This is a genomic window from Streptomyces sp. NPDC059080, from assembly GCF_042739975.1.
Taxonomy (GTDB): Bacteria; Actinomycetota; Actinomycetes; order Streptomycetales; family Streptomycetaceae; genus Streptomyces; species Streptomyces benahoarensis.
Window position 1 is genome coordinate 94,216 of the sequence record NZ_JBHYGX010000003.1, and the last position, 13,369, is coordinate 107,584.

The window sequence follows — 13,369 nt, forward strand, 5'->3', positions numbered from 1 at the left end:
GCCCGGTGTGTGGGGGGGGTGGGGGGCCCCGGGGGGGGGGCCGGGGCGCCGCCGCCGGGGGGGGGGGGGGGGCGGCCGTCCGGCGTACGGGTCAGGCGAGCGGCCCGTTCGGGACGATCTGCAACTTGCGGCCGGTGCCCTTCTTGAAGGTTTCCAGGGCCTCGGCGTACCGGTCGAGGCCGAAGCGGTGCGTGATCATCGTTTCGGAGTCGATGACGCCCTTGCCCAGGAGTTCCACGGCGCGGCCGTAGCTGTGCAGGATCGCCATGCTGCCGACGATGCGGATCTCGTCGTTGTAGATGCGGAACGGCGAGAACCGCGCCTTCTCCTGGTCGGGGGCGCAACCGAACTGCTGGAAGGTGCCGCCGCGGATCGGGCGGGTCAGACCATCCTCGATGGCGCGGATGTTGCCCGTGCAGTCGGTGACGACCTGCCAGCCGCGCGGGTGGTCGTCGGTGAGCGCGTCCGCTGTGGTGGCGACGGCGTCGGCGCCGAGTTGGCGGGCCACCGTGAGCCGGTCCTCGTTGATGTCGACGACCGATACGGAGGCGGCACCGGCCCGCTGGGCGACCTGGAGGTAGAGCAGGCCCATGGTGCCCGCGCCGTAGATCAGGAAGTTGTCGCCGAGCCGCGGGCCGACGATGTCGAAGCCGCGCACGATCGTCGACAGCGGCTCGATGAGCGGGGCGTGCTCCAGGCGGACGGTCGCCGGCAGCCGGTAGAGGTTACCGACAGGGACCTTGACGTATTCGGCGCAGGCGCCGTCGACGGTGATGCCGATGGTGCCCCACTGCTCGCAGAGGTTGCCGCGGCCGATGGAGCAGAAGTGGCAGGCGCCGCAGTAGAGGGCCGGGTCGGCGGCGACGGCGTCGCCCTCCGCGTAGCCGGTGACGCCCGCGCCGACCGCGACGATCTCGCCGGAGAACTCGTGGCCGGGGATCACCGGGTACCGGGTGGGCCCGAACTCGCCCGCGAGCATGTGCACATCGGTGCCGCACAGCCCGGCGGCCGTGACCTTGACGACGACCTCGCCGGGGCCGGGCGTGGGGTCCGCGACGGTGGTCACGGACAGCTTGTTCGGTTCCTCGATGACAACTGCGCGCATGGTCGTTACCGCCTTTCGGGAGAGATGCGGGAGAGGGTACGGGTGCTCCGGGGAGGGCTCCGGGGCGGGGATCCGCCGTCGTGGTCCGGTCCGGTCTCCGCCCCGGGCCCCGGTGGTCAGGCCGTGAGGAGGTTGCGGGACTCGACCTGCCGGATCTTCTCGACCTTGGGCGCCGAGCCGCCGCCCGCGAACTCCGAGACCAGCCAGTGCTCCAGGCAGACCAGCGCGGCCTCGACGCCCATCGTGCGGTTGCCGAAGCAGGCGATCTGCGCGTCGTTGGACTTCCGGGCGCGCTCGGCGCTGTAGCTGTCGGGGATCTGCGCGGCGCGGATGCCGGGGACCTTGTTGGCGGCGATGGCCATGCCGATGCCGGTGCCGCAGATCAGCACGGCGCGGTCGTGGTCGCCGCGCGCCACGCTCCGCGCGACGCGCTCGGCGACGTCGGGGTAGTCCTCGGACGGGGCGGCGCTCATGTCGGTGACGGGGTGGCCGCGTTCGGTGAGGTAGGCGATCATCGCGTCCCGCATGACGACGCCTGCGTCGTCGGCGCCGATGGCGATGCGGACGGTGTCCTGGGCGGTGGTCACGGTGTTCTCCTGAGGGGTGGGGCCGTGGGGCCGGGTGGATGCGGGTGGCGGAAGTGCGGGCCGGTCAACCGGCGGCGATCTCTTCGACAACCTTGCGCAGGCCCTCGGTGTCGTGCGCGAGACGCCCCAGGAACAGCCCGTCGACGGCGCCGCCCAGCTCGGTGTACGTCCCGGGGCCCGCGGTCCCGCCGTAGATCAGCCGGCCGCGGACGTCGTGGTCGCGCAGCGCACCGCGGATCGCGCCGGCGACCGCGCGGACATGGTGCGCGGGTGCCGGTTCGCGGGCGCCGATCGCCCAGACCGGCTCGTACGCGATCACGACCTCGCTGCCGGGGGCGGCGCAGGACAGGGCGGCGCGGACCTGGGTGAGCGTTTCCTCGACGGCGCCCGTGAGGTCGTCGGCGCGGCGTTCGCCGGCGCAGATGACGGGGACCAGACCGGCGTGGGTGGCGGCCCGGGTCTTGGCGGCGACCGTCTCATCGGTCTCGCCGAAGTGGCGACGGCGCTCGGCGTGGCCGACCGCGACATAGCGGGCGCCGGTCTCGGCGAGCATGCCCGCGGAGACCTCACCGGTCCAGGCGCCGCTCTCGGCCCAGTGGACGTCCTGGGCGCCGTAGCCGATGCCGGTTCCAGCCAGCAGCTCGCGGGCGTCGGCGAGCGCCGGGAAGGCCGGGAGGACGAAGAGGTCGACGGGGCGGGGGAGCGCGGCCAGGGCGTCGCGGAGCGCGGCCACCTCCGCGAGCCAGGCCCGGGTCCGCGCCAGGCCGAAGTAGAGCTTCAGCGAGACGCCGACCACCGGGCGCGGGCGCGCGGCGGACGTCGAGTTCTCAGGGATCACGTCGTTCATGATGCTTCAAACAGAATCACATGTGAAGTTCTCAAATCAAGACGTGAATTTCACAGCTTGGCTGTGATGAGGCGGCGCGATCCCGAGGCGTGTCACGGATCGGGCGGCCGCACCGCGCGACCGCCCGGCCCCCTCACCCCGGCAACCCCCACCGCGGCGCCGGACCGTCCGGCGTGACCGGCGCGGGCCGGGTGTCCGGCCGCTCCCCGGGCGGGGCGATCAGCGCGGTGCCGCCCTGGGCCAGCCGCAGCCGCAGCGTCCCCGGACCGGCCGCCTCGTACGGCAGCGGGCGGCCGTGCCCGTCGGTGACCGCCACCGGGCCGGGCGGCAGCGAATGCCGCACCACGCACGGTGCGCCCGCCTCGCTGAACAGCCGCACCCAGCGCGTACGGCCCCCGGCGCGGGCGGCGCTCAGCAGGAACGCGCCCTGGGTGCGGAAATCGTGCAGCCGCGCCTCCCGCCAGGCCGCCGGAACGGCCGGGAAGACCCGGATCACCCCGCCCCAGCTCTGGCAGAGCATGTCGTGCAGCGACTGCGCCGCCGACAGCGGCGTCTCGATGACCGGGCCCGACTCCTCGTACATCGTGTTCGGCCGGATGAAGCGGTCCAGCAGCGTCCGCAGATGGCCCAGCGCCTCCTCGCCCCGCCCCATCTGCGCGCACATCGACGCCGCGCCGGTGAACGTGTAGCCCTGCAACGCGCCCTCGAACCCCACCCAGTGCCGCAGCGACGTCTCGATCAGCTCCCGGTGCTCCGGCTGCTCCCAGGTGACGTCGTACAGCGGGTACACCGCCAGCAGATGGGAGTAGTGGCGGTGCGACTTCGCGAACGGGACGCCCGCGCCGATCATGAAGCCGTCGGCGTTCACCGGATACGGCGCGAGCCGGGCCAGCACCTCCCGCCAGCGGTCCGCCGCCGGATCGGACACCCCCAGCGTCCGCGCCGCGTCCAGCAGCGTCGCGCAGCCCCACCGCAGCAGCGCCAGATCGTAGGTGCAGTCCGGCGCGTTCACGCCGTACTCCGGTGAGAACGTCGCCGGCAGATGCAGCCGGCCGTCCCGCCCCGGCTCCAGGAACCGCAGGTAGTAGGCGACCGCCCGGCGCAGCAGCGGGAAGAGGACGTCGCGCAGCACGCCCTCGTCCATGGTGTGGCGGTAGGTCAGCCACACGTTGTGCAGCGCCCAGGTCAGATTGCCGGCCTCCGGCGTCGGCGGGTCCTGCCCCGGAACGCCGATCGGGTACCCGCCGTTCGCCACCGCCGCGCCGCCCCGAAGGAACCGGTCGGTGGTCCGCGGGATGCCCGCGCACCCGGCCCGGTACGGCGCCTCCAGCTGCTCCGACAACGCCTCCCGGTACTCGCTCAACGTCCGTGTCACGGCGTCGAGTTCGAGGTGGTTGGCGCCGTGGATCGGCCAGTACTCCAGCTGGACGTTGAGGTTCCACCAGGTGGCGGGCCACGGCGTCGGCTCCAGCCAGGGGCCGCAGGTCGCCATCACCGGCGCCGTGGCGCGCGCCGCGGACGCCGCCTTGTAGAGCTGGATCCAGTAGAACCGCTGGAGCCGGGAGTCCGGTACGGACAGGAAGCCGCGGCGGAAATAGGCGTGCCACCACGACCGGTGGTCCGCGGCCAGCGCGTCGTACAGCTGTGCGGCGGCGTCCCGCACCGTCCGCAGCGCCCGGCGCCGCACCGCGCGGTCCGGGCGCGCCGGGACGACGGCCGCGTACAGCGTCCGCGCCCCGTGCCCGCCGGTCCGCTCCCGCCACGCCGTGACGTGCGCCCCGCCGGCCAGCAGCGGCTGCACGGCGGCGCGCGCCCCGGTGTGCTCCTCGATCCGGGCGGGGGGATTGCCGGTGTACCCCTCGGGCACAGGCTTGAACGCGGCGCGCGGGCTGATCGCCTCGGCCGGGTGGAACCGCCAGCGGAACGCCCGCTCCCCGGCGCTCGGGACGACCTCGACGGCCAGCACGGAACGGGAGGTGTGCACCAGCGCGCGCACCGTGAGGGTGCCGCGGTCGGTGGTGACCGTGCCGGTCAGCTCCGCGTCGCGCAGCCGCAGCCGCCAGTCCACCGCGGTGATCGTGCCGGATGGCTCCAGCGTGAAGTGCCCCACCGGCAGCCGCGCCAGCCCGAACAGCGCGCCGAACTCCGGCCGGTGATCCTGGACTTCGCTGTGCTGCACGGTGAACCGCACCGCGTTCGCGCCCGGTTCGGCGTACACCTGGCTGCCCAGCAGCGCGTTCCCGAGGAACGGTGCCTCGTGCCACGCCGCGGGCAGTCGCCGCCAGGCGGGGTCGGCGTCGTCGAGGATCCGCACCCAGGGATCGGCGGGCTCCGCGGTGGGCTCCGGGGTGGGCTCCGGGGCGGGCCTCGGGGCGGCCGTGGACGTCTCCCCGCCCCCGGTGGCGCCCACCGCGCCGACGGCCAGCGCCACCCCGAGGACGCGCCGTCTCGGCGGGGAGGCGGGGGAGCGGTGCGACGGGGACGGTTCGACGGCCATGCGGCCTCCAGTCGGCGCGCGCGGCGGGGAACGGGCAGCACGGGACGGCCGCCCGCCGCACCGGCCCCACCGCATGGTGGGGCCCCACCGGTGGATCCGGAAGCCCTCGTACGGGGTGCAAGCCGGAGCGCTGAGCGGATTTCGGACGGCCAACCGGTGTGTGGGGGACGGGGGTTGATGCGCAGGACGGGGTGGGTTCCCGGTGCGGGGCGAGGGGCGTACGCCGCTCCGGGCCCCGCTCAGTACCCCGCCGGATCCGCCGCCATCCGCGCCCGCCGTTCGATGAGCAGCGCGCCGAGCGCCGGATCGTGGTCCCCGCCGTCCGGTGCCCTGCCGGGTCCGCCGCAGTTCGGCCGCACCGCCGTCCGGGCGATAAACCCGCAACCCACCCTTTCCACTGCTTATCTGAAGAACCATCCTGATATGCGTCAGGGATGATTCCGTACACCCGGTATGCGGCGACCGCCCTGCTCGCCGCCCTCGCCGTCGGCTGCGGTGCCCCGCCGGCCGCCCCGCCGTCCCGCCCGGCCCCGTCCGCACCGGCCGCGGCGGGCGGTCACGCCGGTGCCCCGCCGCCCTCGGCGGCCAAGGCGCCCTTCACCCTCGTCGCGTCCGGGGATGTCCTCGCCTCGTACCCGACGGTGCTGGACACCGCGAAGGAGGACGCGCCGGACGTCGCGCGGCGCGGGGTCGCGCCGACCGGGTACGACTACCGGCCGATGCTCAAGGGCATCAAACCCGTCATCGCCGAGGCCGACCTCGCGCTCTGCCACCTGGGGACCCCGCTCGGCCCGTTGACCGGACCCTTCACCAGCTCCGGCGCCTTCCAGGCCCCGCCCCAGGTCGCCACCGCTCTCAAGGACGCCGGGTTCGACTCCTGCGCCACCGCCTCCGGCCACACCCTCGACCGCGGCGACGCCGGGATCCGGTCCACCCTGGAGGCGCTCGACACCGTCGGGATGCGGCACACCGGTTCGGCGCGCGATGCCGCCGAGGGTTCCCGGCCCGCGCTGCTGCGGGCGCGCGGCGGCGCCGAGGTCGCGCACCTCTCCTACGTCCTCGGGGACCGCCGGGCCACCGCCCGCGGCGCCCGGCCCTGGGCGGTGAACCTCGTCGACGAACAGCGGATCATCGCCGACGCCCGCGCCGCCCGGCGGGCCGGTGCCGACCTCGTCGTGGTCGGCGTGGAGTGGGGCAGCGAGTACCGCACCGCCCCCGACACCACCCAACTCGCCCTGGCCCGCGCCCTCACCGCATCGGAGACCGACGGCCGCCCCGACATCGACCTGATCCTGGGCACCGGCTCGCGCACCCCGCAGGCGTACGAGAAGGTCAACGGCGTCTGGGTCGTCTACGGGCTCGGCGACCAGATCGCCGGTTCCATGAAGAAGCCCGAGGGCAACTGGGGCACCGTCGCGCGCTTCCGCTTCGCCCCGCCGGAGCGGTCCGGCGAGCGCTGGCAGGTGACCGACGCGGAGTACGTCCCCCAGCTCTTCACCCGCGACCAGCCGCTGCGCAGCATCAACCTCGGCCGCACCAAGAAGTGGGTCAAGGAGCGCGCCGCGATCGGAAAGACGGTGCTCAGCAGGGGGGCCGCCGCGTCGGGGCTCAAGGCGGGACGCTGAGCGCGGGGGTGTGGGCGGCGCCCGCCGTGCGCGTGGCGGAGGCTGCGGGGCGGGCCGGGCGGCCCGCGGTCCGGAACGCCGCGGCGGTTGCCCGGCGGGCGCGTCGGCGGGCGGCCGGTCCGGCACGCTGACGGCCCGCGCCGGTCCAGCACGCTGACGGCCCGCGCCGGGCCGGGCGCCCCGGCCCCGGGAGGGCGGCCGTCCCCGCCGGCCGCCCTCCCGTTCCCTGCCGGTATGTCGATCCACGGCGGCCGCGCCCTGCCTGTCATCCGCCGACGGCGGTACCGTCCTTGCGCCGGATGATCGACCCCAACCCACCCACACACCCCAGGAGTTACCGGCCATGAAGATCACCCTTGACGCCGACAAGTGCTGCGCCGCGGGCCAGTGCGTGCTCGTCGCCCCCGAGGTCTTCGACCAGCGGGACGAGGACGGCGTCGTCGTGCTGCTCGACGACGCGCCGCCCGCCGAGCGGCACGACGCGGTCCGCGAGGCCGCCGCCTTCTGCCCCGCCGGCGTCATCGAGCTGCACGCATGACCGCCCGTCCCGTCGCCGTCGTCGGCGCCTCCGCCGCCGGACTGGCCGCCGCCGAGACGCTGCGCCGCTCCGGCTGGACCGGGCCGCTGACCCTGATCGGCGACGAACCCCACCTTCCGTACGACCGCCCGCCGCTGTCCAAGCAGCTGCTGCACGGCACCTGGGAGCGCGAGCGGCTGCTGCTGCGCACCGCCGACCAGCTCGCCCCGCTCGACCTCGACCTGCGGCTCGGCACCCGCGCCACCGGCCTGGACGCCGCCACCCGCACCCTGACGCTCGCCGACTCCACCCGCCTGACCTGCGCCGGAGTGATCGTCGCCACCGGCGTCGCCGCCCGCACCCTGCCCGGCGCGGACGGCCTCGACGGCGTCCTCACCCTGCGCACCCTCGACGACGCCGTCGCGCTCCGCGCCCGGCTGTCCGGCGCCGGGCACCGCCTCGTCATCGTCGGCAACGGCGTCCTCGGCTGCGAAGCCGCCGCCGTGGCGCGGGAGCTGGGGCACGAGGTCACGCTCATCGGCCGCGACCGCGTCCCGATGGCCCATGCGGTGGGGCCCGAGGTCGGCAGGCTGCTCGCCGAGGAGCACCGCACCCGCGGCGTCCGCCTGCTCACCGGCGACGTCGCGGAATTCCTCACCGGTCCGGCACCCGGCACGGCCGGTGGCGTCCGGCTCGCCGACGCCACCGAACTGCCCGCCGACACCGTCCTGCTGGCCATCGGCTCCGAACCGGCCGTCGGCTGGCTGCGCGGCGAGCCCGCCCTCGACACCACCGACGGGCTGCGCTGCGACGCGTACTGCGCGGCGGCACCCGGCATCTACGCCGCCGGGGACGTGGCCCGCTGGGACCACCCGCTGCACGGCGTCCCGCTCCGCTTCGAGCACCGGATGAACGCCACCGAACAGGGCATGGCCGCCGCCCGCAACCTCCTCGCCGAACTCGTCGCGGAAGCCGCGCCCGGCGCCCCCGTCCCGGCACCCGCCCCCGAGCGCCGTCCCTTCGCCCCCGTGCCGTACTTCTGGTCCGACCAGTACGGCATCAAGCTCCAGGCATACGGGCTGACCGCGGGCGCCGACCGTACGGAGACCACCGTCCTGGACCGCGCCGCCCGCAGCGCCGTCGCCCTCTACGGGCGCGACGGCTGTGCCACCGGCGTCCTCGCCACCGGACTGCCGCCGCGCCAGGTCAGGGCGCTCCGCGCGGTCGTCGCCACCCCGCTGCCCTGGGAGGAGGCACGCGCCCGCGCGCGGGCGGTTCTCGCCCCCGCCTGACGGTGCCCGATCATGGAGGGATGACCGACTCGTACGTACGGGTGCGCGGCGCCCGTGAGCACAACCTCCGCACCGTCGATGTGGACATCCCGAGGGACGCGCTGGTCGCGTTCACCGGGGTGTCCGGATCGGGCAAGTCCTCGCTGGCCTTCGGCACCCTCTACGCCGAGGCGCAACGCCGCTACTTCGAGTCGGTCGCCCCCTACGCCCGCCGCCTGATCCACCAGGTCGGCGCACCCAAGGTCGAGGAGGTCAGCGGGCTGCCCCCGGCCGTCGCCCTCGAACAGCGCCGTTCCGCGCCCTCCGCCCGCTCCTCCGTCGGCACCGTCACCACCCTCTCCAACTCCCTGCGGATGCTCTTCTCCCGCGCCGGTGACTACCCCGAGGGCGCCGGGCGCCTCGACTCCGACGCCTTCTCGCCCAACACCGCCGCCGGTGCCTGCCCCGAGTGCCACGGACTGGGCCGCGTCCACCGCGTCACCGAGGACTCCCTTGTCCCCGACCCCACGTTGACGATCCGCGAGGGCGCCGTCGCCGCCTGGCCCGGCGCCTGGCAGGGCAAGAACCTCCGCGACATCCTCGCCACCCTCGGCCACGACATCGACCGGCCCTGGCGCGACCTGCCGCCCGCCGACCGCGACTGGATCCTCTTCACCGACGAACAGCCCGTCGTCACCGTCGAACCGGTCCGCGAGGCCGGCCGTATCCAACGCCCCTACAAGGGCCAGTACATGAGCGCCCGCCGCTATGTGCTGCACACCTTCGCCGACTCCAAGAGCGAGACGCTGCGCACCCGCGTCCGCGGCTTCCTGATCACGGAGCCGTGCCCGTCCTGCGCCGGACGGCGGCTGCGTCCCGAAGCCCTCGCCGTCACCTTCGCCGGACACGACATCGCCGACCTGGCCGCCCGTCCGCTCGGCGCGCTCGCCGCGCTGCTGACTCCCACCGCGCGCCGCGACGACGAGGGCGTCGCCGCCACCCTCGCCCGCGACCTCGTCGCCCGTATCGAGGTCCTCACCGAACTCGGCCTCGGCTACCTCGCCATGGACCGTCCCGCACCCTCCCTCTCCGCCGGGGAGCTCCAGCGGTTGCGCCTCGCCACCCAACTGCGCTCCGGCCTCTTCGGCGTCGTCTACGTCCTCGACGAACCCTCCGCCGGGCTGCACCCCGCCGACACCGAATCCCTCCTCGCCGTCCTGGGGCGGCTCAAGGAGGCGGGCAACTCCCTCTTCGTCGTCGAACACGACATGGACGTGGTGCGCAGCGCCGACTGGCTGGTCGACGTCGGCCCGCGCGCCGGTGAACACGGCGGCCGGATCCTGCACAGCGGACCCGTCGCCGGGCTCGCCGACGCCGCGGAGTCGGCCACCCGCCGCTTCCTCTTCGACCCCGCCCCGGCCCCGGACCGCACGCCCCGGAAGCCCACCGGCACGATCGCGCTGCGCGGTATCACCCTGCACAATCTGCGCGGACTCGACGCCGACGTCCCGCTCGGCCTCTTCACCGCCGTCACCGGCGTCTCCGGCTCCGGCAAGTCCACCCTCATCACCCGGGTCCTGGCCGACGCCGTCCGCGACCACCTGGGGACGGACGGGGAACCGACCGGAGCCCAGGACGCCGAGACCGCCGAGGACGCCGCCGACGACCGTGCCCGGATCGCCTCCGCCGAGGGCCTGTCCGCCGTCGACCGGCTGGTCCGCGTCGACCAGAAGCCCATCGGCCGCACCCCGCGCTCCAACCTCGCCACCTACACCGGGCTGTTCGACGCGGTCCGCAAGGTCTTCGCCGCCACCGACGAGTCCCGCGCCCGCGGCTACACCGCCGGACGCTTCTCCTTCAACGTCGCCGCCGGACGGTGCGCGACCTGCCAGGGCGAGGGCTTCGTCGCCGTCGAACTCCTCTTCCTGCCCGGCACCTACGCCCCCTGCACCGCCTGCCACGGCGCCCGCTACCACCCCGAGACCCTGGAGATCACCTACCGCGGCCGGACCGTCGCCGACGTCCTGGCGATGACCGTCGACGCCGCCGCGGAATTCCTCGCCGACGTCCCCGCCGCCGCCCGCAGCCTGCGCACCCTGCGCGAGGTGGGCCTCGGCTATCTGCGGCTCGGCCAGCCCGCCACCGAACTCTCCGGCGGCGAGGCGCAGCGCATCAAACTCGCCACCGAACTCCAGCGCACCCGCCGCGGCCACACCCTCTACCTCCTCGACGAACCCACCACCGGCCTGCACCCCGCCGACACCGAGGTGCTGCTGCGCCAGCTGCACGGTCTGGTGGACGCCGGGCACACCGTCGTGGTCGTCGAGCACGACATGGGCGTGGTCGCGGGCGCCGACCATGTCATCGACCTCGGGCCCGGGGGCGGCGCGGACGGCGGCCGGATCGTCGCCGCCGGGACCCCGCGGGAGGTCGCCGCCACCCCCGGCAGCCGCACCGCCCCCTACCTGGCCCGCGCCGGGGCCCGCCCGGAAACCCGCTGACCGTCGGTTGACGGACGCACGTACGCCGCGCGGGCCGACTCCGCCGCCGCCGCGTTCATCGGCGGCGGCGCGTCCGCCGCCCCGGTGCCCCACCCGGACGGCGAACCGCCCACGGTGAACGCCAGCTCCCGCGCCCCGCGCAGCTCGCCGGTGGTCAGATACGTCCGCTGCCGTGCCTCGCCGTCGAGCCGCACCGCCTGCACATAGCGGCCCTTCGCCGACGTACCGGGCGCCGTTACGGTGAAGCGGCCCGCCGGGTAGAAGCGGCGGTCCAACCGCAGGTCGACGCGGTCGAATACCGGGGTGCTCAGCCCCCAGGTGTCGGTGCCGGGCTGCACGGGGAACACCCCGATCGACGACAGCACCATCCACGCCGACATCGTCCCCAGATCGTCGTTGCCGGTCATCCCGGTCGGCGTGTCCGTGAACAGCGTCAGCGCCGCATGCACCACATCCGTCGTCTTCCACGGCTGACCGGCCGACAGATACGTGTACGGCGCGATGAGATCCGGCTCGTTCTGCGGGTTGTACTTGTCCGCGTTGTAGTAGTCGTACGGGCCGTTGACCCATACCTCGCGCGCCGTCTTCTCCGGGTCCTTCAGCAGCTTGTCGTAGGCGAAGAAGGAGTCCAGCCGCTCGGTGGCCTTCGCCTTGCCGCCGATGAGGGAGATCATCCCGGGCAGGTCCTGCGGCACCAGCCACTGGTACTGCCAGGCCGTTCCCTCGTGGAACCCCTCGCTCTTCGCCGGATCGGCGGGCCCGGTGAACGCGCCCTTCCCGTCCCGCGCCCGGAAGAAGCCGGTCGAGGCGTCGAAGACCGTGCGGTAGCTCTGCGCCCGGGCCGCGTACCGGTCGGCGTCCGCACCATGCCCCAGATCGCGCGCCATCTGCGCCAGCGCCGCGTCGGCCAGCGCGTATTCGAGCGTCGCCGACCCACCGTGGTCGAAGTCGGAGTCCCCGGGCTTGGTGTGCGGACGGCCCTTGAGGAACGGGACGAAACCGTCCTTGAGGTACTGCGCGTTGCCCTCCCGGCCCACCGCGGGCGAATCGGCCGGCGGCACCCCGTCGGCGTTCCGCTTCAGCGCCGCGTACGCCTCCTCCTCGTGCCCGGCGAGCAGCCCCTGCCGGTAGGCGTTGGTCAGGAACGGCGTGACCGGGTCGCCGGTCATGATGTTGGTCTCGACCGTGCCGTAGCCCCACTTGGGCAGCCAGCCGCTCTCCTTGCCGACGCGCAGCACCGACAGCGCCATGTCCCGCGACTCCCGCGGCGCGAGCAGCGCCAGCAGCTGCGCCTGGGTGCGGTAGGTGTCCCACAGCGACCAGTTCTGGTAGTACGTGAACCCGCGCGCCCGGTGGACGCGCTGGTCCCAGCCCCGGTAGCGGCGGTCCACGTCGGTGCCCGTGTTGGGCGCGAGGAACGAGCGGTACAGCGACGAGTAGAACGTCCGCCGCAGCGTCGGATCGCCGCCCCAGGCCCGCACCTGCCCGAGCCGCCGCTCCCACGCCGCGTCGGCCGCGGCCCGCGCATGGCCGAAGGAGGTGCCGCCCTCCGCCCGGAGGTTGCGCGCCGCGCCCGCCGCGTCCACATAGCTGATCGCCGTGGTCGCCTCGACGGTGCGGTCCTTCCGGGTGTCGAAGCGGACGTACGCGCCGTGCCGCCCCGCCGCCGTCGACCCCTTCGCACCGGCCGTCACCTTGTCGCCCTGCCACGTCCCGTAGGAGGCGAAGGGCCGGTGGAAGCGGGTGAGCGTGTACACGGTGTAGGGCTGGGTGTCCTGGCAGAAGCCGCGGCCGGTGACGGCGGTGCGCACGGTGCGCGAGTCCAGCACCTCGACGCGGCTGGACACCACCTTGTGCAGCGCCTGCCCCGCGTTGAGCAGCACATTGGCCTTGCCCGTCGCCGGGAAGACGTACCGCTGCCGCCCGGTGTGCGCGGTGGCGGTCAGCTCGGCGCCGATACCGCCGTACGACGTCAGCTTGACGCGGTACGAGCCGGGGCGGGCCGACTCGTCGTCGTGGCGGTAGGCGGCGGCGTACTTCGCGTAGTCGGTCTCGGTGACGTCGCCGGTGGTCGGCAGCGTCGGCAGATCGCCGCCGAGACCGCAGCCCACACCGGAGACGTGCACGGCGCTGAACCCGCGGATGTGGTCGTCGTCGTAGTCGTAGCCGGTGGTGTGGCCGGTGTCGGGGGAGAGCTGCACCATGCCGAACGGCACGGCGGCGCCCGGGTAGGTGTTGCCGTCGTTGCGGCTGCCGATGAACGGGTTGACCAGGTCGGTGAGGCGGCCGGACGGGGGCGCGGCCTGCGCGGCGGGGGCCGCGAGCGCGCCCCCGACGAGCGCGGCCGCCAGCACCGCACCGGCGGTGCGCAGCCGGGTGCGACGGGGCCATGGCATGGGTGGACCTCCGGGAGTGAGCG

9 protein-coding genes are annotated in these 13,369 nt (G+C 74.5%); 4 read left to right on the plus strand and 5 right to left on the minus strand.

From position 1 onward, the window contains the following. Positions 1-91: 91 nt before the first annotated feature. From ACFWWQ_RS02885 to ACFWWQ_RS02900, 4 genes are all read right to left on the minus strand, one after another. Positions 92-1,105, minus strand: a complete 1,014-nt coding sequence (locus ACFWWQ_RS02885) for a zinc-dependent alcohol dehydrogenase family protein (protein WP_384589033.1) — start codon at positions 1,103-1,105, stop codon at positions 92-94. 116 nt (positions 1,106-1,221) lie between these two features. After that, the gene (locus ACFWWQ_RS02890) at positions 1,222-1,692 is read right to left on the minus strand and encodes an RpiB/LacA/LacB family sugar-phosphate isomerase (protein WP_384589036.1); all 471 of its coding nucleotides are present in this window, start codon (positions 1,690-1,692) and stop codon (positions 1,222-1,224) included. A 64-nt stretch (positions 1,693-1,756) separates the two neighbouring features. Further along, complete coding sequence (locus ACFWWQ_RS02895) at positions 1,757-2,530, minus strand: triose-phosphate isomerase family protein (RefSeq protein WP_384589039.1); 774 nt, start codon at positions 2,528-2,530, stop codon at positions 1,757-1,759. A gap of 142 nt (positions 2,531-2,672) precedes the next feature. Beyond that, positions 2,673-5,036 (minus strand): Tat pathway signal sequence domain protein, encoded by a 2,364-nt coding sequence (locus ACFWWQ_RS02900; RefSeq protein ID WP_384589042.1) that lies wholly within the window; start codon positions 5,034-5,036, stop codon positions 2,673-2,675. 434 nt (positions 5,037-5,470) lie between these two features. Here ACFWWQ_RS02900 and ACFWWQ_RS02905 point away from each other — a divergent pair, with 434 nt between their 5' ends. The 4 genes from ACFWWQ_RS02905 to ACFWWQ_RS02920 all read left to right on the plus strand — a co-directional run bounded on the left by ACFWWQ_RS02905 (position 5,471) and on the right by ACFWWQ_RS02920 (position 10,950). Next, complete coding sequence (locus ACFWWQ_RS02905; RefSeq protein ID WP_384589045.1) at positions 5,471-6,661, plus strand: CapA family protein; 1,191 nt, start codon at positions 5,471-5,473, stop codon at positions 6,659-6,661. A 343-nt stretch (positions 6,662-7,004) separates the two neighbouring features. Next, complete coding sequence (locus ACFWWQ_RS02910; protein WP_143941284.1) at positions 7,005-7,199, plus strand: ferredoxin; 195 nt, start codon at positions 7,005-7,007, stop codon at positions 7,197-7,199. Further along, entirely contained in the window at positions 7,196-8,470 is a 1,275-nt protein-coding gene (locus tag ACFWWQ_RS02915; protein WP_384589049.1) for an NAD(P)/FAD-dependent oxidoreductase, read from the plus strand. The genes ACFWWQ_RS02910 and ACFWWQ_RS02915 overlap by 4 nt, the downstream gene beginning before the upstream one ends. 20 nt (positions 8,471-8,490) lie before the next feature. Next, positions 8,491-10,950, plus strand: coding sequence for an ABC transporter (locus ACFWWQ_RS02920; protein WP_384589052.1), 2,460 nt, complete (start codon positions 8,491-8,493; stop codon positions 10,948-10,950). Here ACFWWQ_RS02920 and ACFWWQ_RS02925 read toward each other — a convergent pair. Further along, the gene (locus tag ACFWWQ_RS02925; protein WP_384589055.1) at positions 10,911-13,346 is read right to left on the minus strand and encodes a GH92 family glycosyl hydrolase; all 2,436 of its coding nucleotides are present in this window, start codon (positions 13,344-13,346) and stop codon (positions 10,911-10,913) included. The genes ACFWWQ_RS02920 and ACFWWQ_RS02925 overlap by 40 nt on opposite strands. Positions 13,347-13,369: the final 23 nt, after the last annotated feature.